Raw genomic sequence first — 18,027 nt, 5'->3', positions numbered from 1 at the left:
TCAGAATGCAGGGCTGTCTTTAGGCGCAGAGCTTGCTCGCGATGGGGCGCCGCGGTCTGGCTTTTAAAGGGCCCCCAGAATCAGTCCTCTACCGGCGGATTCAACCGCATCCGCCGATTTTCCTGATACCAGTGCAACGCAATCAGCAGCAGTGTCGGTACGCCCAGCATGCAGGTGATCAGGAAGAAGTTGTGGTACCCGAACTTCTCCACCATCACCCCCGAGTACCCGCCGATCAGGCGCGGCAGCAACAGCATGATCGAACTGAGCAGCGCATATTGGGTGGCGGAAAACTTGAGGTTGGTCAGGCTCGACAGGTAGGCCACGAATGCCGACGTGGCCAGGCCCGAGCTGAAGTTATCCAGGGAGATGGTAAAGATCAGCATCTGCAGGTCGGGGCCCATGTCGGCGAGCATCACGAACAGCAGGTTGGTCCCCGCCGACGCCACGCCGCCTATAAACAGGATCGGCAGGATGCCGAAGCGCACGATCAGCAGGCCGCCCATGCCGGCGCCGAGCAGGGTCATGATCAGGCCGAAGATCTTGCTGACCCCGGCGATCTGGTCCTTGGTAAAACCCTGGTCAATGTAGAACACGTTGGCCATCACGCCCATCACCGTGTCGGACATACGATAGGTGGCGATCAGCCCCAGCAGCAGCAATGCCTGCCAGCGGTAGCGCAGGATAAAGTCGTTGACCGGCGTGAGCACCGGCGCCAGGCCCCGCCGGCCCATTGCCGACAGGCACAGCGTGGTGAGAATGATATAGAGAATGGCGCGCAGGAACGCGCGGTCGTCCATCAGCAAGTCCCACAGGCTGACGCCGTGAAACAGCACGCTGGCGAAGTCGGTGTTGAACAACTGGGTGAACATCGCCGGTACGGATACCAGCAACACGATCAGCACAAACACCGACACCAGTTGATGCACGAAGCTATAGCGCCCGGCCTGCAACTGGGTGCGCAGCGGTACATTCGGTTCGCGCATGAACAGCGTGGTCAGCAGCGCCGGGATCATCAGCACGCCGAACAGCACATAGGTACCGGTCCAGGCCGAGTGCTTATAGTTGAAGCCGGTGGAGCCGAAGCCTTCGGCAAAGAACAGCGCACCGGCCGTGGCCAGCAGGGCGGCGATGCGGTAGCCGGACATATAGCTGGCGGCCAGGGCAGCCTGGCGGCTGTCGTCGGCGATTTCCAGGCGATAGGCGTCGACCGCGATGTCCTGGGTGGCGGAAGCGAAGGCCACCACGACGGCAATAGCGATCAGCCAGGACAGGTGTTTCTGCGGGTCGCAGAACCCCATGCCGATCAATCCGAGGATCACCAGCGACTGTGCAAGCACCAGCCAGGAGCGACGACGTCCGAGTTTACCGAGCAGTGGCAGGCGCCATTGGTCGAGCAGCGGCGACCAGACCCATTTAAAGGCATACGCCAAACCGATCAGGCTCGCATAGCCGATGGTCTCGCGGGCCACACCGGCCTCACGCAGCCACACCGAAAGCGTCGAGAACACCAACATGTAAGGCAAGCCGGCGGCAAAGCCGAGCAACAACAGCACTAACGTCGAGGGGCTGGCATAGGCGGCGAGCGCGGCGCGCCAGGTTTTACGGGGCATGGGCTGGAGTCTGCCTCAGATTCACGGAAACAAAGCGCGCACTCTAACCGCTGTGCTCTACCGGGCGCCAGCCATGGCGCTGAATATCCACGCGATTGTTGCGCACCGTGACCCCCTCATCGCGCAAGCGCGCCCGTTGCTCGTCGCCCGAGGCGCTGCCCACCGGCAGACTTATCCGACCACCGGCACCCAGCACACGATGCCAGGGTAATGTGGTGCCCTCGGGAAGTTGGCTCAAGGTACGACCCACCCAGCGCGCGGCGCGCCCCAGCCCGGCCAGTTGCGCCAGCTCGCCGTAACTCACCACGCAACCGGCGGGGACTTGCGCCAGGGTCAGGTACAGCGCGGTGCGGCGCATTTCGGCGGGGGTTTGCGGGGCATCGGCAGGCTGATTCACTGTGGGCATATCCGTTGGGATCGTCGGTCTTTTGTAAGAAACGTCTGTAAGTATGCTGTTGAGAATTGAACTCAACACAAATCCTTGAGTCAGTCCTAGCTATCTAACACGATAATCGCCCCTTTTCGCCAACCTTGAGCTCCCCATCCGCTTATGTTGTCCAGAACCCTGCTGTGCCTCGCTGTCTTCAGTGCCTCCACGCCCCTGCTGGCCGATACCGTCTGGTTAAAAAACGGTGACCGCCTGACCGGCAAGATCAAGGTCTTCGACGGTGGCAAGCTGCTGATCCAGACCGACTACGCCGGCGCCATTCCGGTGGACTGGAAGCAGGTGAAAACCCTGGAGAGCGACCAGGAGCTGCTGGTCAAGCAGGACGCCTACACCGGCGAGAAGGCCAAGTCCCTGCAGGCGGCGGACGATGGCAAGGTGGTGCTGGCCAATGGCGAGGCGCCCAAGACCGTCGAGCTGGCAAGTATCCAGCAGATCATCAAGCCCAAGCCGGTGATCGAAGACCTGGTGTGGAAGGGCAATGTCGACATGGCGCTGGACTACAAGCGCGCCGAAAAAGACACCAACGACTACGACATCGACTTCAAGACCACCGCGCGCCATGGCCAATGGCGCCATACCGGGCAGGGCGAATACAACCGCGAGTTCCAGGACGACGTCACCACCACCGACAACTGGGCGCTGGAGTATGACCTGGACCGCTTCATCACCGAGCACTGGTTCTGGCAGGGGCGCCTGACCTACAAACGCGACAAGGTTGAAGACCTGGCGCGCCAACGTACCGTCGGTACCGGCCCGGGCTACCAGTTCTGGGACGACGAGCTGGGGGCATTCTCCCTCGGCTCGCTGGTCAACCGCACCGATTACGAGTACGCCGATGGCGGCAAGGACAACTTCTATTCCCTGGCCATGAAGTGGAACTACAACCGCTACCTGGTGGGCAAGACCGTTGAGTTCTTCACCAATGGCGAGGTGGGCAAGCCTATCGACGGCCCGGCCGAGTACTCCCTGGATGCGGAAATGGGCCTGCGCTATAAAGTCACAGAGTGGGCATCGCTCAACCTCAAGGCCGAGCGCGACGTGATCAGCGGCGATTCGGAAAGCAGCCTGAGCAAAACCCGCTATACCGCAGGCTTCGGCGTCGCCTGGTAATCGAGCCCTGGCAACCGGCGCGTAGATTGATTACCTTGTGTTGAGATCCATTCCCATACGCTATGGGCGGCTGAATACCCGAGGAGTCATACGTTGAGCGCGCAGGTTGCCAAGAACGCCCGAGAGCTGTTGCTCAAGGAATACCGTGGGGCTCTCTCCACACTCTCCAAGGCCATGCCCGGCTTTCCGTTCGGCTCGGTCGTGCCGTATTGCCTCGACGAGCAGGGCCGCCCGCTGATCCTGATCAGCCGTATTGCCCAGCACACCCATAACCTGCAAAAAGATCCCAAGTGCTCGCTGCTGGTCGGCGAGCGCGAAGCGGATGACGTGCAGGCCGTGGGGCGCCTGACCTACCTGGCCGAAGCCGAGAAACTCGAGGACCCGGCCGCCATCGAAGCAGCGGCCGAGCGCTATTACCGCTACTTCCCCGATTCGGCCAACTACCACCAGGCCCACGATTTCGATTTCTGGGTGCTCAAGCCGGTGCGCCACCGTTATATCGGCGGGTTTGGCGCGATTCACTGGATCGACCAATTGACCCTGGCCAACCCCTTCGCGGGCAAGGCCGAGCGCAGCATGATCGAGCACATGAACAGCGACCACACCAAGGCCATTGCCCACTACGTCGAGTTGGCCGGCTTGCCTGCTTTCGAACCTGCGCAATTGGCCGGCATCGACAGCGAAGGCCTGCACCTGCGCATCGGCCAGGCTTTGCACTGGCTGCCGTTTGCGGCATCTTGCAACACGCCGACACAAGTACGCGAAGCCCTGGTTTCATTGGCCCACGCTGAGGTCTGGCCGAAAAAAGCCGCCGCTGAAGCTTGAATTCACGAAACGGCGACGTCATCTAAGGTGGACTGGCAAGGCATTCTTGCGTTGAGGAACCTTTTGATGCGCCCTTTTTTATTGCTCTTTCTGCTGTTCCCGGTGTTGGAGCTGTTCGTATTCGTTCAAGTCAGCGGTGCGATCGGGTTTTTCCCGGCCCTGTTGCTGATCATTCTCGGCTCGATGCTCGGCGTCCTGGTGCTGCGTGTCGCCGGCCTGGCCACGGCGCTGCGCGCCCGTGAGAGCCTGAACCGCGGCGAACTGCCGGCCCAGACCATGCTCGAAGGCCTGATGATGGCGTTGGCGGGCGGCCTGTTGATCCTGCCCGGCTTTATCAGCGACGTAGTGGGCCTGGTGATGCTGCTGCCGTTCACCCGCAAATTGCTGGCGGGCAAGATGCGCCAGCGCGCCGAAGAGGCCGCTCTTCGCCAACGTGCGTTCGCCGACGACCTGCAACCCCGTGGCGGCCCGGCTCCGCGCCAACCGTTGGGGCGAGAAGGCGACGTGATCGAAGGCGAGTTCGAACACCGCGACAGCAAATAACCGCTTCACTGGCACGGCACCTTCGGGTGCCGTGCTGCTTTCATAGGCTGGCAGACGCAAAAAAAATCATCGCCGGCCCCTTGTAATAAGCTTATGCGCCCTTATGTAACGGTCACCGCAAGGTTTCTGGTGGCGACACCGGACAGACTTCCGTGTTTCGCCCAGCGAACCGCGACCGGCACTGCCGGAATACAACCCGCCGGTATCGATACCGGCCGATGAAAAACACAATTAGGAGAGATCGACAATGAGCAAGCTTCGTCCTCTGCACGACCGCGTCGTAATCCGTCGCAGCGAAGAAGAAAAGAAAACCGCTGGCGGTATCGTTCTGCCAGGTTCGGCTGCTGAAAAAGCCAACCACGGTGTGATCGTCGCTGCAGGCCCAGGCAAGACTCTGGAAAACGGTGACGTACGTGCGCTGGCCGTTAAAGTCGGTGACAAGGTTGTATTTGGCCCTTACTCCGGCAGCAACACTGTGAAAGTCGACGGCGAAGACCTGCTGGTTATGGCTGAGAACGAGATTCTCGCCGTTCTGGAAGACTGATTTCCCCGCTCATTTTCCCGTTACTACAAAGTATTTAAGGAATATCGATCATGGCTGCTAAAGAAGTTAAATTCGGCGATTCCGCCCGTAAGAAAATGCTCACCGGTGTCAACATCCTGGCTGACGCAGTAAAAGCGACCCTGGGCCCGAAAGGCCGTAACGTGATCATCGAGAAGAGCTTCGGCGCTCCGACCATCACCAAGGACGGCGTTTCCGTCGCCAAAGAAATCGAACTGGAAGACCGTTTCGAAAACATGGGCGCGCAGCTGGTCAAAGACGTTGCCTCCCGTGCCAACGATGACGCAGGCGACGGTACTACCACCGCCACCGTTCTGGCTCAGGCGATCGTCAACGAAGGCTACAAGGCCGTTGCTGCCGGCATGAACCCGATGGACCTCAAGCGCGGCATCGACAAGGCCACCATCGCCATCGTCGCTGAGCTGAAGAACCTGTCCAAGCCTTGCGCCGACACCAAGGCTATCGCCCAGGTAGGCACCATCTCCGCCAACTCCGACAGCTCCATCGGCGACATCATTGCCGAAGCCATGGAAAAAGTCGGTAAAGAAGGCGTGATCACCGTTGAAGAAGGCACTGGCCTGGAAAACGAACTGTCGGTTGTCGAAGGCATGCAGTTCGACCGTGGCTACCTGTCCCCGTACTTCGTCAACAAGCCGGAAACCATGGTTGCCGAGCTGGACAGCCCGCTGATCCTGCTGGTCGACAAGAAGATCTCCAATATCCGCGAAATGCTGCCAGTGCTGGAAGCCGTTGCCAAAGCCGGCCGCCCACTGCTGATCGTTTCCGAAGACGTTGAAGGCGAAGCCCTGGCGACACTGGTTGTGAACAACATGCGTGGCATCGTTAAAGTCGCAGCCGTCAAGGCTCCAGGCTTCGGCGACCGTCGCAAGGCCATGCTGCAGGACATCGCCGTCCTGACCGGCGGTACCGTTATCTCCGAAGAGATCGGCCTGAGCCTGGAAAGCGCCACCCTGGAAAACCTGGGTAGCGCCAAGCGCGTGACCATCTCCAAGGAAAACACCATCATCGTTGACGGTGCTGGCGTTGACGGCGACATCCAATCGCGCATCACTCAGATTCGTGCCCAGGTTGCCGAGACGTCCTCGGACTACGACCGTGAAAAACTGCAAGAGCGCCTGGCCAAACTGTCCGGCGGCGTTGCAGTGATCAAGGTTGGCGCGGGTTCCGAAGTTGAAATGAAAGAGAAGAAAGCCCGCGTTGAAGACGCCCTGCACGCAACCCGCGCAGCCGTCGAAGAAGGCGTGGTACCTGGCGGTGGCGTTGCGCTGATCCGTGCCCTGGAAGCCCTGACCAACCTGACCGGCGACAACGCTGACCAGAACGTCGGTATCGCTGTGCTGCGTCGTGCGGTTGAAGCACCGCTGCGCCAGATCGCTGCCAACTCCGGCGACGAGCCAAGCGTTGTGGTCAACGAAGTCAAGAACGGCAAAGGTAACTACGGTTACAACGCTGCGACTGGCGTCTACGGCGACATGATCGAAATGGGCATCCTGGACCCTACCAAGGTGACTCGTTCCGCGCTGCAGGCCGCAGCCTCCATCGGTGGTCTGATCCTGACCACCGAAGCTGCAATCGCTGACAAGCCGAAGGCTGAAGGCTCGGCTGGCGGCGGTATGCCAGACATGGGCGGCATGGGTGGCATGGGCGGCATGATGTAAGCCAGCCTTACCCCTGTACTGAAAAAGCCCCGCCTGCAGTGATGCAGGCGGGGCTTTTTTGTGGGCGCTGTCTTTGGCTTCAGGTGGGCGTTGCGCGCGTGGAGGGCCGGTACAGCAACAGGCAATACAGCCCCAGGCAGATCAGCCAGCAGAAAATTGCCGTCCACACGTTATGGGAAAAGAAGTGTGCGCCTTGCATCATGCGGCTGACGGAAAACACGCTGCCCAAGCCGACGGCGAAGATGAATGCGTAGCGCGCCACCCGTGGCTGCCGGTCACGCAGTGCAAAAAACAGGGCAAACAAGGCGAACCCGGTGGCGGCATGACCGCCTGGCCAGCAGCGCCCGGGTTTATCGGTGGGCGGGCGAGGGCTCAGCAATTTGCTGTAGGTTTCCTGACCGCCGAATTCCTGGACGCTCCACGGGCACTGGACGCCGGTGATGGTTTTCAGCGGAGCGACAAACGCGGTCGCCAGCCCGAGTGACAGCACCAGGCAGCCCAGTTCACGACGATAGGGTTTGAGCCGTCGGAGAATAAACGTGCCGGCAAATCCCAGGATCGCCAGGACCGAGAACAGGATGACCAACTGTTTGGCACGATCATGCAGGATGTCTTCGAGGAAGAAACTGTAACGTCCGATGAAACCGCCCTCCGCACCGTTGTAGAACAGCTTGGCGAGGTCCATGTCCAGTGAGGTCAGCTCCAGCAGCAGCAATAGGAGCGCAGCGCCGCCGGGGATGCCCAGGCAGAGCCATAGGTTGAGAGGTTTGGAGACGGGGACGGCGGGGGTTGTGCCCATGGTGGACCCTGGTGAAAAACGTCCCGTACTGACCTGTACGGGACGTTTTGGTTAGCGCGTGCTCAGTGCCGGGGCCTCTTCCTTGGGCGCTCTCCAGCTCAGCAACTGTTGTTTGAAGCCATAGCTGGCGGCCTGGTAGTAGGTGATCGCCCGCTGGATCAACGGGTCATCGCTGCCGACCCGCAACTCCTGGCTCTCACCCAGGGCCTGGTCGTGGCGGCGCAGGCCCAGGCGTGGGCTGAGAATGGCCAGGTCCTTGCCGTCGAACAGGCCCAGGTGCTGGTAGTTGCCGACCACCACCCGAGGTGGCAGTGGGTTGTCCTGCAACAGGTTGCGACCAAAGAAGGTGGATTCGTAGCTCAGGTTGAGCAGGCCCAGCAGCGTGGGCGCCAGGTCGATCTGGCTGGCCAGTTGTGCGCTTTCCCGTGCGTCGATCAGCTTGGGCGCATAGATGAACAGCGGAATCTGGTAGTTGGTGATGGGCAGGTCTTCCTTGCCTGCGCTGCCGGCGGTGTGGTCGGCGACGAAGATGAAGATCGTGTTATCGAACCAGGGTTTTTGGCGGGCGGCTTCCAGGAATTGGCCGATGGCGTGGTCGGTGTATTTCACCGCGCCGTCGCGGCCATTCCCGGATTTGATGTCGATACGCCCATCCGGGTAGGTGTAGGGGCGGTGGTTGGAGGTGGTCATCAGTTGCAGCAAAAAGGGCTGCTGCTTGGCGTAGTCGGTGTCGGCCAGTTTCAGGGTTTGGTTGTACAGGTCCTCGTCGGCCATGCCCCAGGCGTTCTTGAACGAGATTTCTGACTCGGGCACGCTGCTCTGGTCCACGACGCGATAACCATTGCCGCTGAAAAACGCGTTCATGTTATCGAAGTACCCGCGCCCGCCGTACACAAACACGCTGTCGTAACCGACGGCCGTGAGCTGTTGCCCCAGGCTGGCGAAGCCGCTTTCACGACCGATGCGCTTGACGATCGAGCGCCCGGGCGTGGGTGGAATCGCCAGGGTGATCGCCTCCAGGCCACGGTCGGTGCGGGTGCCGGTGGCATAGAAATTATTGAAATACAGGCTCTGTTTACGCAGCGCATCCAGGTTAGGCGTGAGGTTGCGCTCGTCGCCGTTGCTGCCCATGTACTTGGCGCTGAAACTTTCGATGGTCACCAGCACGACATTGGGTTTGCGCGGCGTGCCCGGATTGGTGATGGCGCGGCGGATATCCAGCGGGTCCTGGCCGATAAAGCGGGCGTTGGGTTCGCTCAGCTCTGCACGCAGTTGCGTGGCGATAACCTCAGTCGGCAGGGTTTTGTAGAACTGTGGGTAATCCAGTTCGTTGTTACGGAATGCGGCGAAAAACTGATACGGACCATTGCTGGCCAGTTCGTTCTTGTAGGCATTGCCGCCCTGAGCACGCGGGCTGTCCTGGCTGATCAGTTGCAGGCTGAGGCCGGCAACGACCAACAGGGCCAAGGCATTCACTAGCCGGCCACGCATCGGCGGCAGTGGGGCGCTCATCGCTGCATTGAACGGTTTGCGCAAGGCCAGGCTCAAGACAATCGCCAGCATGGCGAGCAGGCTCAGCAGTTTGCCGATCGGGTAGGACTCGAGCAGGTTGTTCAACACCTCGTCGGAGTACACCAGGTAATCGACGGCAATGAAGTTGAAGCGCACGCCGAACTCATCCCAGAACAGCCACTCGGCCACCGAGGTAAACAGCATGGCGAACAGGCTGACGGTGAGCACGGCCTGCAGGAACCAGCGGTGACCGCGACGGCGCCACAGCGCGGGCGGGCACAGCAGCAAATACAGGCCCAGCGGCAGTGCCGCGTAGGCGAGGAAGCCCAGGTCGTATAGCAGGCCCACGCCAAACACCGGCAGCAGGTTGCCGCCGACTTCATCCAAATGGGTGATGAGCAGCACGCTGCGAGTGAGCAGGAAAATAACCAGCCAGGCACCGGTTACCAACAGCAGATAGCGCATTGGCGCCGTCTTGAGAAACCCCATGTCCATGTTCCTTATATCAATGGGTGGCGATCTTCTGCCTGACACTGTAGTCAGTTTGTGAAGCTATAGTGAAAAACTCGTTGGTAGGCCGAATCGGTTGAAAACCTTTATTGGTACGCCTTTCCGCTCTATCCCTGAGCCACACTTGGCCTTAAGCTGCGCGAGCCAACACGGCCGTTACCGCGTACGGAGACACTGCCCATGCGAATTCTATTGGTTGAAGACAACCGCGATATTCTGGCCAACCTGGCCGACTACCTGGGGCTAAAAGGCTACACCGTGGACTGTGCGCAGGACGGTTTGTCGGGCCTGCACCTGGCCGCCACCGAGCATTACGACTTGATCGTGCTCGACATCATGCTGCCTGGCATCGATGGCTACACCTTGTGCAAGCGCCTGCGTGAAGACGCCCGCCGCGACACGCCAGTGATCATGCTCACCGCCCGCGACCAGTTGGATGACCGGCTGCAGGGCTTCAAGTCCGGTGCCGACGATTACTTGCTCAAACCGTTTGCCCTGTCGGAACTGGCCGCGCGCATCGAAGCGGTGCTGCGCCGTGCCCAAGGCGGCGGTCGCCGCGCCCTGCAAGTGGCCGATCTGAATTACGACCTCGATACCCTGGAAGTGACCCGCGAAGGGCGCCTGCTCAAGCTCAACCCGGTCGGCCTCAAGCTGCTCGCGGTCTTGATGCAGAAAAGTCCCCACGTACTGCGTCGGGAAGTGCTGGAAGAGGCCCTGTGGGGCGATGACTGCCCGGACAGCGACAGCCTGCGCAGCCACGTGCACCAATTGCGCCAGGTGATCGATAAGCCGTTCGCCAAGCCGTTGCTGCAAACCGTGCATGGTGTGGGTTACCGCCTGGCCGAGGGCCGTGATGGAGTTTAAGCAAAGCCTTGCCCAGCGGATCATCATCGCCTTTGCCTTGATGAGTGCGTTGGTGGCGGGGGCCTTCGCCATGGGCATCGTCGCCACCGTGCACCTGGTGGAAGAGAAGCTGATCTCGGCAGGCTTGGGCGGTGACCTGCAGCGCCTGCTGCTGATGGACACCGTCGAGGACTGGCGGCACCGGCCCGAGCCCGACCAGCTGTTTTACTTCAGCGGTGGCCCGGGGGATTTTGAATTGCCCAAGGACCTGCGGCATCTGGAACCAGGGTTTCATGAGGTGTTTCGCGAGGCGCTGTCGTACCACGCCATGGTCGAAGTGGTCGACGGTCGGCGCTATGTGCTGCTGCAGGATCAAAGCGATTTCGAAGAGCGCGAGCGCGTGCTGTTTGCCGTGGTGCTGGTGGGCTTCGTGCTCAGCCTGGCGCTGGCGGTATTCCTCGGCTGGGTACTGGCCCGTAAAGTGATGGCGCCGGTGGTGCGCCTGGCCCGCCAGGTGCGGCACCGCGACCAGTTGCTGGGCCTGGCGCCGCCCCTGGCCCCGGACTACGCAGCCGACGAAGTGGGTGAGCTGGCGGTGGCCTTCGACGCCACGCTGGGGCGCCTGCGCCAGGCATTGTCCCGTGAGCAGTTGTTCACCAGCGATGTCAGCCACGAACTGCGCACGCCTTTGATGGTCCTGGCCAGCTCCTGCGAATTGTTGCTGGAAAACCCGGCTATCGATCAGCGTGGGCGTAACCAGGTCGAGCGAATCGCCCGGGCCTGCGAAGAAATGCGCGAACTGGTACAAACCTTCCTGATGCTGGCCCGGGCTCAACATGATGACGGCAGCATGTCACCCAAGGCCAATCTGTCCCAGGTCGCTGATGATCTGCTCGGCATCTGGCGCGAGCCCATCGAGCACAAGGGCCTGGAGTTGATCTACCAGCCGGGCGACCCGCTGGATACGCGCTACAACGCGACCTTCCTGCATGCCGTGATGGGCAACCTGTTGCGCAATGCCCTGCATTACACCGAAAGCGGCTTCATCCGGCTGACCCTGGAGCCGACCGGGTTTGTGGTGGAAGACAGCGGCGTCGGCATTCCCGAAGACAAGCGCGAAGCGATGTTCGAGCCGTTCGTCCGCGGCAGTGAGAAGCGCGGTGAGGGCCTGGGGTTGGGGTTGTCACTGGTCCAGCGCATCTGCGAGAACCAGGGCTGGAGCGTTACCCTCAGCACCATGGAGCCCAATGGCTGTCGCTTTCACGTCCAGTTGAGTCAGGTCAACGCCTGAGCGTTCCCCCTGCCGTTATCCTGCCAGAGATCCCCGTAAATCGGCGAAGATGGCCCCATGATATTGCTTGTGTCTGTAAAGTCTTGAAATGTATGGGATTGGACAGGACAAGTTTTTCACAAGGGGTTGACCTGTTGATCACAGGACGCTGCTTAAGGTTGTAGGCATCAGCAACAGGAGATCCGTTGATGCCTACCCCGATCAAGCTCGAATTTTCCGAAAAGTACGACGACCAGCACGCCCACGAATATTTGCTCAAGCATCAGGACAATCTGGCGCGCCGGTTGTCCCACAAACGCGACGAGCAACTGGCCCGTGGCGCGTTGGCGATGGCCGGCGAGCCAGGCCTGGTGCTGGACCTGCCGTGTGGCGCCGGGCGCTTCTGGCCGCTGCTGGCGGAAAAACCCAACCGTGTGATCATCGGCGCCGACAATTCGGCCTCCATGTTGAAGGTCGCGATGGCCGCCCAGCCCGCAGAAGTGGTGAAACGGGTACGGCCCTTGCAGACATCTGCCTTCGATATCGATTTGCCGGATAACTCGGTCGACAGCATTTTCTGTATGCGCCTGCTCCACCACATCGGTGATCCGGCGCACCGTCAGGCAATTCTGCGGGAGTTTCAGCGGGTTACCCGTGACAGCGTGATCATTTCGCTGTGGGTCGATGGCAATTTCAAAGCCTGGAAACGCAAGCGTCTGGAAGGAAAGCGTCGCAAGACAGGTGAGCAGGAAGGTTACCAGAACAGATTTGTGTTACCGGCTGCTACTGTTGAATCAGAGTTCGAGCAAGCCGGATTCCGTGTTCAGGAATCCCTGGACTTCATACCGCTCTACGCCATGTGGCGGGTGTATGTATTGCGCAAGAGGTAACAGGATGGCAGTTGAGTGCGTAGCAGGCAGTCACGTAGCTCCCGAAGAACGCTTCGATTATTTCTGGCGTCAGCAAGGCGAATGGGTCGAAGAGCCCAATCGCCGGCGTGGCGGTGAAAGTGGTGTACAGCGGGTCATGACCGCTAATGGCCGTTTGCTCTACAGCAAGCGCCAGACGGGCCATATCTACCGCAGTTGGCTGCACCCGTTCGGACGCCCCACGGTGCTGCGCGAGCGGGATGCCCTCAGGGGCCTGCGACTGCTGGATGTTCGCGTGCCCGAAATGGTCTTTTGTGAGGCGCGTCGTGACCCCGAGCACCGCTGGAAGGCGCTGCTGGTGACCGCCGCCCTCGACGGCTTCGACGAAATTGAAAACTGGTACGCCGCCGGTGGTCGCGAACAGTATGGCGAGCAGGTGCACGAGCGCTTGCTCAAGGCGTTGGCCGCTACCCTGGCCCGCATGCACAAGGGACGCTGGCAGCACGGTTGCCTGTACATCAAGCATATTTTCGTGCGGGTGACGGGCGAGGGCGACTCGGCCCAGGTGGAAGTGGCGCTGCTGGACTTCGAGAAATGCCGCCAGCGCTTGACCGCTTATCGGGCAGCCTCCCATGACATGTTGCAGCTGCGTCGCCATTCGTCGTGGAACAGCACCGACTGGGAAAAACTCAGCTACTTTTATGAAGCGGCGTTTGGCAGCGCTATCAAGGGTTTAACCAGATGAAGCTAGAAATAGCACGAGGTCTGTTCCTGGTCGGGGCGATGGGCATTGCCGCCCTGGCCCTGGCCGCATGGGAGCAACCTCGCACACAGGTACTCAGTGCGGTGCAAGGCGGCGGGCAATGCCTGCTGCCCCGGGTCGCCAAGGCGAGTGCGGCGGTCAAGCCTGATCATGAGTTGCTGTTGTTCATGTTTGGGATGTCCCAAGGGATGAGGCCGCAGAGTTGAAACGATTCAAACCCCCGAAGAAGGGCCTTGCGATGCGAGGCCCTTTTTTTTGCCTTTCAAACCTTATCCGCAACGCGGCTGCTACGGGGGCGCGGCGTTGGCTAGGCGGTATCTACGCAGCTCAGATCAGATGCAGGTGGTTATCCCAGAGCCCTGCCGGCAATTCCAACGGTTTGGCGACCAACTGTTTCTGGCGGCAATCGTAGTAGCGGCAACGCCCTTGGCCCGAGGTGACGACAAACCCGTCTGCCACTGCACCGACGCCTGCGCAGTCGGGCAGCGGTCCATCCAGGCGCAGCTCGGCAGTGTCCATGTCCCAGATAAAGAAGCGGTTGCCACGGGGTGCGGTCAACGCCACCAGGCGCAATTCGCTGTGCACGGCGACGCTGGCGGTGTAATGCCCCATGGCCTGCAACTGCTCATCGGCCACCGGGAACGCCATGAACGGCTCGCCCGGGCGCTTGATCGCCAGCAACTCGGAGCGCTCCTGGGACGGTCCCATGAACTGCTGGCCGGTGAGAAGGGTGCCATCGCTGGCGATGCCCATATGGCGCACGCTGTTCATCTGCTGGCCGAGGGTTTCCTTGCTGATCAGCGTGCCGTCACGGTGCATCAGCACCAGGCTCGGTTCCATCGCGTTGAGGTTCATCTCCACGCGGCTTTCGGCTTCGGTGCGAATGCCGCCGTTGGCCACCGCCAGGGTTTCGCCGTCGGGCATCCACGACACCTGGTGCGGGCCGATGCCATGGGTGGAGATCTCGCCGCTGTGCACCAGGCGCTCGCCTTCGAACTTGTACACACCGAGCAGGCCACGGCCGGGATCGGACGTGTCGTTCTCGGTGGCGTACAGCCAATCGCCGCTCTTGTGGATGACCGCATGGCCATAGAAGTGGCGGTTGGCGTTCGAGGTGAGGGTTTGCAACAGCGCGCCATCGCGCAGGTCGATCAGGTAACTCTCGGTGCCCGGGCGGCGGGCAACAAACAGCGCAATCGGCAGCGTCGGGTGGTTGATGATGTCGTGGCAGCGCTGGCCGACCTGGGTGGCGAACACCTGCTTGCCGTCCAGCTGAAAGCCCACGGCATAGTGCTTGCCGTCTGCATCATCGCGGGCCGACAGCAGCAGCGGGCGCTTGCCTTTCCCTTTGAACAGCGTCCAGCCACCCAACGTGAGTGCGCTGAGCAGCACGCTGCCGATCGCCAAAGCCTGTCGCCTGAGCATCATCAGTCACCGTCGTTGGCATTGAAGCCCAGTTGAATCCCCAGCGCCTTGGCCAGCTCGCCTTCGTGCAGGCGGTGGACGACGTTGAGGCTGTCGTAGATGTCGTTGAGCTGCTGGCGCCCGGCGTCATCGTTCAACAGTTCGTTGAGGGTACGCTGGTTGCTGGCGAACAGTTTCAGCGCGGCCGCATAGGCTGCGTCGATCTTGTCGGCCAACGGCTTCTGATCCGCCGGCAGCAAACCACGCAGGCCCTTGTTGTCCACGCCCACCCACACGGTCTGGGCGGCGGCGAGGCTGGCTTCCAGGCTTTGCAGGGACGACTGGCTACGCCATGCATCGGCCTGGAACGGCTGCGGGATGCCCTTGGTCTGGCGGCCCATGGGCGTGCCGAGTTTTTTCTTCAGGGTGTCCAGTGCGGTCACTTGTACGCGCAGCAGATCGGCGATGGCTTCGTGGGAATCAGCGTAGCGCTGGTTCGGGAACTTGCTCATCTGCGCGAGCATGCCGTCGGTGCTGTTCCAACTGGCCAGGATCTCTTCGGCCAGGGCTTTCTGGCGCTCACCGATGGCCACCAGCAGCGGGCAGTAACGGGCTTTCTGCGCCTCGTCGGCGATGTCGGTCCTGGCGTCGTAGAGGATGTATTCGTAGGCCGACAGGCCCTGCACCACCACGCTGGACTTGGCCAGTGCGGCACCGTCGATCTGCGGCTGGGCGGCGACCAGTTGCTCGACCTGGCGGCCCACCAGGTTCTTCTTGTCCGGCCAGAACTGCACCTGCCACGAGCGGTTGCCCTCGGCCAGCGGGCCGATCAGCAGCGGTTGCAACTCGGCCCAGGCTTTTTGCGCGTGGAGGAAGTCGGCGCGGGCAGTGTCCAGGCTTTCCTTGCCCTGGCAGTAGGCGAGGGCGCTGACGGCCAACTGACGGTCGGCTTCGACCCAGCGGCTGTAGGTCGGCAGGATCACCTGCTTGGCGATCGCCGCCGAGGTCACGGCTTGCGGGTCTTGTGGCGAGCAGGCGCCCAGGGCGAGGGCGGCCAGGCTGGTGAACAACAACTTGGGACGGAACATGTCGAGCTCCCTTCTGTAATTGGGGCGAAGCTTATAAAGAATTCAGGAACGCCAGCAACGCAGCGCGCTGCTCGGCATTGAAGGACAACACATGCTGCTGCGCCGCTTGTGCTTCGCCGCCGTGCCACAGCACGGCTTCGAGCAGGTTGCGGGCGCGGCCGTCATGCAGGAACTGGGTATGGCCACTGACGGTCTGCGTCAGGCCGATGCCCCACAACGGCGGCGTGCGCCAGTCGCGGCCACCGGCCTTGAATTCCGTGCGGTTGTCGGCCAGGCCTGGCCCCATGTCGTGCAACAGCAGGTCGCTGTAGGGGCGAATCACCTGGTTGGCCAACTCGGGTTCGGCGGCATTCGCAGCGGTGGTGAACGTCGGTTTATGGCAACCCTGGCAACCGGCCTGGTAGAACAGGTTTTTCCCGGCCAGCACCTGCGGCGTGTCGACGTCGCGGCGCACGGGCACTGCCAGGTTGCGCGTATAGAACAGCACCAGGCGCAGGATGTTGTCGCTGACTTCCGGCTCGCCATCGGGGCCATTGCCGTTGGGTGCCTGTTTGCAGGCGACTTGGGCGTCGGTGCAGTCATCGAAGGGTCTCAGGGAGGTGGTAAGGCCCATATCACCAGAGAACGCGTGAACATTTTGTTGATTGAGATTGGGTTGCCCGGCTTTCCAGCCAAAACGCCCGAGTACGGTTTTTTGCTCGGCGTCATCCCAGACCCGATTCGCGCGGCCGACGAGGGCTTCCTCGTCGGCGGTCTTCGGGTCGGTATTTCGCAGGATGTCCGCGTCGCTGATGGCTTCGAGCAGGCCCAGGCCGATCATCGGTGGGGCGATGCGTGCGGAGAAGCGCGTGTCCGGGTGCATCGGGCCATAGCCGAGCTGGGTGATTTGCAGGTCGGGCTTGCGCAACTCGACGACGGTGCCGTCCTTGAAGGTGACGTTGACCGGCGTGTAGTCGACGCGCACCTTGCCTTCCGGCGGCACGCCGGGCACCGCCATGTCCTGCAGTTGCCCGCCGTAGACGGGCTCGGGTACCACCCCGGCTTGCTCGATGAGCTTGGCGTAGGGCGGCTGGTCCTGGGTAGACAGGGGAATCGACAGGCGCACCAGCATCGACACCGCATTGGCCGCGTCGGGCAGCGGCGGGTGGCCACGGCCGTCCTTGATATGGCAGTTCTGGCAGGCGTTGGTATTGAACAGCGGGCCCAGGCCATCGCGGGCGGTGGTGGTGGACGGCGCGATCACCCAGGGGCTGCGGAAGAAGCTGTTGCCCACGCTGAAATCCAGGCGGCGCGTGGGCGACAGGTTGGCCGAGGGCAGGGAAAACGCATTCTGGTCGCGCTTGTTCACCGTCGTCGCGCCGCCCGCTCGCGCTTCACCCGGCTCGGCCTTGGTGAAGCGTGGGGCGTCGTCGCAGGCGGCCAGGCTCAAGGCCATCAACGCTGCGCACAGGCGAAAAAGCGAACGAAACATCGAGTTTCCCGGACCAAGGCTGAAAATAAGGTCGCAAAGTCTAACAGGGCGGGGCGGATTGAATAAGAGCAATTATCGTTTGGTGGCATCCCGATTCATTCCCGCTAGAATGACCGCACATTTTTTTCTGGAGGTGGCCAATGCAGGCTCTCGACGCTTTGCTCAACCGTGTTTCCGTGCCGCGTTTGCTGGAACCGGCACCGACCCAGGAGCAGCGCGATGTGCTGTTCGCCGCAGCCATGCGTGCGCCCGACCACGGCCAACTGCGCCCTTGGCGTTTCCTCACCGTGGAAGGTGCCGCCCGTGAGCAGATGGGCACGCTGTTGGCCGAAGCCGCTCGCCTGCAGGACGCCGATGCTCCCCAGGCTGTCATCGACAAGGCCCAGAACGGCCCGCTGCGGGCGCCGCTGGTGGTGGTGGTGATTGCCCGCCTGCAGGAACACTTCAAGGTGCCCAAGTCTGAACAACTGTTGGCAGCCGCCTGCGCGGCCCACGGTATTCTGCTGGCGGCCTATGCCCAGGGGATTGGTGCGGTGTGGCGCACGGGTGAACTGTCCTACTCGGCTCATGTCGCCAAAGGCCTGGGGCTGACGGCGGATGAGGAGGTGATTGGCTTCCTTTATTTGGGTACACCGCAGAACCCGCCGCGTACGGCGCCGAAGGAAGATGTGGCGGCGTTTGTGCAGGCCTGGACGGGTCTCTAAGCAGTAGGCGGTCA

18 protein-coding genes are annotated in these 18,027 nt (G+C 61.6%); 11 read left to right on the top strand and 7 right to left on the bottom strand.

The window, feature by feature from the left end; genetic code table 11:
* Nucleotides 1–80: 80 nt before the first annotated feature.
* The gene (locus tag C8K58_RS26580) at nt 81–1,613 is read right to left on the bottom strand and encodes an AmpG family muropeptide MFS transporter (RefSeq protein ID WP_027605474.1); all 1,533 of its coding nucleotides are present in this window, start codon (nt 1,611–1,613) and stop codon (nt 81–83) included.
* Nucleotides 1,614–1,656: 43 nt separating this feature from the next.
* Entirely contained in the window at nt 1,657–2,019 is a 363-nt protein-coding gene (locus C8K58_RS26575; RefSeq protein WP_043293512.1) for an MGMT family protein, read from the bottom strand.
* A 144-nt stretch (nt 2,020–2,163) separates the two neighbouring features.
* Between C8K58_RS26575 and C8K58_RS26570 the strand changes: the two genes are divergently transcribed.
* From C8K58_RS26570 to groL, 5 genes are all read left to right on the top strand, one after another.
* Nucleotides 2,164–3,171 (top strand): DUF481 domain-containing protein, encoded by a 1,008-nt coding sequence (locus C8K58_RS26570; protein WP_027605476.1) that lies wholly within the window; start codon nt 2,164–2,166, stop codon nt 3,169–3,171.
* Between the two features lie 93 nt (nt 3,172–3,264).
* Nucleotides 3,265–3,996, top strand: a complete 732-nt coding sequence (locus C8K58_RS26565) for a HugZ family protein (protein WP_027605477.1) — start codon at nt 3,265–3,267, stop codon at nt 3,994–3,996.
* 66 nt (nt 3,997–4,062) lie between these two features.
* A complete protein-coding gene (locus C8K58_RS26560) occupies nt 4,063–4,539 on the top strand; it encodes an FxsA family protein (RefSeq protein WP_027605478.1) in 477 nt (158 codons plus the stop codon).
* 247 nt (nt 4,540–4,786) lie between these two features.
* Nucleotides 4,787–5,083: a co-chaperone GroES gene (gene groES, locus C8K58_RS26555; protein WP_003175874.1), complete on the top strand. Its 297-nt coding sequence runs from the start codon at nt 4,787–4,789 to the stop codon at nt 5,081–5,083.
* 50 nt (nt 5,084–5,133) lie between these two features.
* Entirely contained in the window at nt 5,134–6,780 is a 1,647-nt protein-coding gene (groL, locus tag C8K58_RS26550; RefSeq protein ID WP_027605479.1) for a chaperonin GroEL, read from the top strand.
* Between the two features lie 79 nt (nt 6,781–6,859).
* Here groL and C8K58_RS26545 read toward each other — a convergent pair whose 3' ends face one another.
* Both C8K58_RS26545 and C8K58_RS26540 read right to left on the bottom strand, forming a co-directional pair.
* The gene (locus C8K58_RS26545; protein ID WP_108574627.1) at nt 6,860–7,579 is read right to left on the bottom strand and encodes a phosphatase PAP2 family protein; all 720 of its coding nucleotides are present in this window, start codon (nt 7,577–7,579) and stop codon (nt 6,860–6,862) included.
* 51 nt (nt 7,580–7,630) lie between these two features.
* Complete coding sequence (locus tag C8K58_RS26540) at nt 7,631–9,580, bottom strand: LTA synthase family protein (protein ID WP_027605481.1); 1,950 nt, start codon at nt 9,578–9,580, stop codon at nt 7,631–7,633.
* Between the two features lie 201 nt (nt 9,581–9,781).
* Between C8K58_RS26540 and colR the strand changes: the two genes are divergently transcribed.
* The 5 genes from colR (at nt 9,782) to C8K58_RS26515 (ending at nt 13,552) form a co-directional block, all read left to right on the top strand.
* On the top strand, nt 9,782–10,465 hold the full coding sequence (colR, locus tag C8K58_RS26535) for a two-component system response regulator ColR (protein WP_027605482.1): 684 nt from the start codon (nt 9,782–9,784) through the stop codon (nt 10,463–10,465).
* The gene (locus C8K58_RS26530; RefSeq protein ID WP_027605483.1) at nt 10,455–11,735 is read left to right on the top strand and encodes a HAMP domain-containing sensor histidine kinase; all 1,281 of its coding nucleotides are present in this window, start codon (nt 10,455–10,457) and stop codon (nt 11,733–11,735) included. Before colR ends, C8K58_RS26530 begins: the two co-directional genes overlap by 11 nt.
* A 188-nt stretch (nt 11,736–11,923) precedes the next feature.
* Nucleotides 11,924–12,604 carry a class I SAM-dependent methyltransferase gene (locus C8K58_RS26525; protein ID WP_027605484.1) on the top strand — a complete coding sequence of 227 codons (681 nt, stop codon included), beginning with the start codon at nt 11,924–11,926 and terminating at the stop codon, nt 12,602–12,604.
* A gap of 4 nt (nt 12,605–12,608) precedes the next feature.
* Nucleotides 12,609–13,328 (top strand): lipopolysaccharide kinase InaA family protein, encoded by a 720-nt coding sequence (locus tag C8K58_RS26520; protein WP_027605485.1) that lies wholly within the window; start codon nt 12,609–12,611, stop codon nt 13,326–13,328.
* Nucleotides 13,325–13,552: a hypothetical protein gene (locus C8K58_RS26515; protein WP_027605486.1), complete on the top strand. Its 228-nt coding sequence runs from the start codon at nt 13,325–13,327 to the stop codon at nt 13,550–13,552. Before C8K58_RS26520 ends, C8K58_RS26515 begins: the two co-directional genes overlap by 4 nt.
* Nucleotides 13,553–13,673: 121 nt before the next feature.
* Here the strand turns inward: C8K58_RS26515 and C8K58_RS26510 are convergent, their stop codons facing one another.
* Genes C8K58_RS26510 through C8K58_RS26500 form a run of 3 tightly spaced genes read right to left on the bottom strand, consistent with a single transcriptional unit; the run spans nt 13,674 to nt 17,309 of the window.
* The gene (locus C8K58_RS26510; RefSeq protein WP_027605487.1) at nt 13,674–14,771 is read right to left on the bottom strand and encodes a DUF1513 domain-containing protein; all 1,098 of its coding nucleotides are present in this window, start codon (nt 14,769–14,771) and stop codon (nt 13,674–13,676) included.
* Nucleotides 14,772–14,773: 2 nt separating this feature from the next.
* Entirely contained in the window at nt 14,774–15,838 is a 1,065-nt protein-coding gene (locus tag C8K58_RS26505; RefSeq protein WP_027605488.1) for an imelysin family protein, read from the bottom strand.
* Nucleotides 15,839–15,869: 31 nt separating this feature from the next.
* Entirely contained in the window at nt 15,870–17,309 is a 1,440-nt protein-coding gene (locus tag C8K58_RS26500; RefSeq protein WP_027605489.1) for a di-heme oxidoredictase family protein, read from the bottom strand.
* A gap of 140 nt (nt 17,310–17,449) precedes the next feature.
* Here C8K58_RS26500 and C8K58_RS26495 point away from each other — a divergent pair, with 140 nt between their 5' ends.
* Entirely contained in the window at nt 17,450–18,013 is a 564-nt protein-coding gene (locus tag C8K58_RS26495; protein WP_027605490.1) for an NAD(P)H nitroreductase, read from the top strand.
* Nucleotides 18,014–18,027: the final 14 nt, after the last annotated feature.

It is taken from the genome of Pseudomonas sp. GV047, from assembly GCF_003058245.1.
GTDB lineage: Bacteria > Pseudomonadota > Gammaproteobacteria > Pseudomonadales > Pseudomonadaceae > Aquipseudomonas > Aquipseudomonas marginalis.
Note: the sequence above shows the minus strand (reverse complement) of the source record. Positions and strands in the feature narration are given on the sequence as shown.

Coding starts and splice junctions, on each gene's coding strand:
- C8K58_RS26505 (WP_027605488.1), bottom strand. CDS start 15,838: ATGTTCCGTCCCAAGTTGTTGTTCACCAGCCTGGCCGCCCTCGCCCTG.
- C8K58_RS26495 (WP_027605490.1), top strand. CDS start 17,450: ATGCAGGCTCTCGACGCTTTGCTCAACCGTGTTTCCGTGCCGCGTTTG.
- C8K58_RS26510 (WP_027605487.1), bottom strand. CDS start 14,771: ATGCTCAGGCGACAGGCTTTGGCGATCGGCAGCGTGCTGCTCAGCGCA.
- groL (WP_027605479.1), top strand. CDS start 5,134: ATGGCTGCTAAAGAAGTTAAATTCGGCGATTCCGCCCGTAAGAAAATG.
- C8K58_RS26575 (WP_043293512.1), bottom strand. CDS start 2,019: ATGCCCACAGTGAATCAGCCTGCCGATGCCCCGCAAACCCCCGCCGAA.
- C8K58_RS26540 (WP_027605481.1), bottom strand. CDS start 9,580: ATGGGGTTTCTCAAGACGGCGCCAATGCGCTATCTGCTGTTGGTAACC.
- C8K58_RS26560 (WP_027605478.1), top strand. CDS start 4,063: ATGCGCCCTTTTTTATTGCTCTTTCTGCTGTTCCCGGTGTTGGAGCTG.
- C8K58_RS26580 (WP_027605474.1), bottom strand. CDS start 1,613: ATGCCCCGTAAAACCTGGCGCGCCGCGCTCGCCGCCTATGCCAGCCCC.
- C8K58_RS26525 (WP_027605484.1), top strand. CDS start 11,924: ATGCCTACCCCGATCAAGCTCGAATTTTCCGAAAAGTACGACGACCAG.
- C8K58_RS26530 (WP_027605483.1), top strand. CDS start 10,455: ATGGAGTTTAAGCAAAGCCTTGCCCAGCGGATCATCATCGCCTTTGCC.
- C8K58_RS26570 (WP_027605476.1), top strand. CDS start 2,164: ATGTTGTCCAGAACCCTGCTGTGCCTCGCTGTCTTCAGTGCCTCCACG.
- groES (WP_003175874.1), top strand. CDS start 4,787: ATGAGCAAGCTTCGTCCTCTGCACGACCGCGTCGTAATCCGTCGCAGC.
- C8K58_RS26545 (WP_108574627.1), bottom strand. CDS start 7,579: ATGGGCACAACCCCCGCCGTCCCCGTCTCCAAACCTCTCAACCTATGG.
- C8K58_RS26515 (WP_027605486.1), top strand. CDS start 13,325: ATGAAGCTAGAAATAGCACGAGGTCTGTTCCTGGTCGGGGCGATGGGC.
- C8K58_RS26500 (WP_027605489.1), bottom strand. CDS start 17,309: ATGTTTCGTTCGCTTTTTCGCCTGTGCGCAGCGTTGATGGCCTTGAGC.
- C8K58_RS26520 (WP_027605485.1), top strand. CDS start 12,609: ATGGCAGTTGAGTGCGTAGCAGGCAGTCACGTAGCTCCCGAAGAACGC.
- colR (WP_027605482.1), top strand. CDS start 9,782: ATGCGAATTCTATTGGTTGAAGACAACCGCGATATTCTGGCCAACCTG.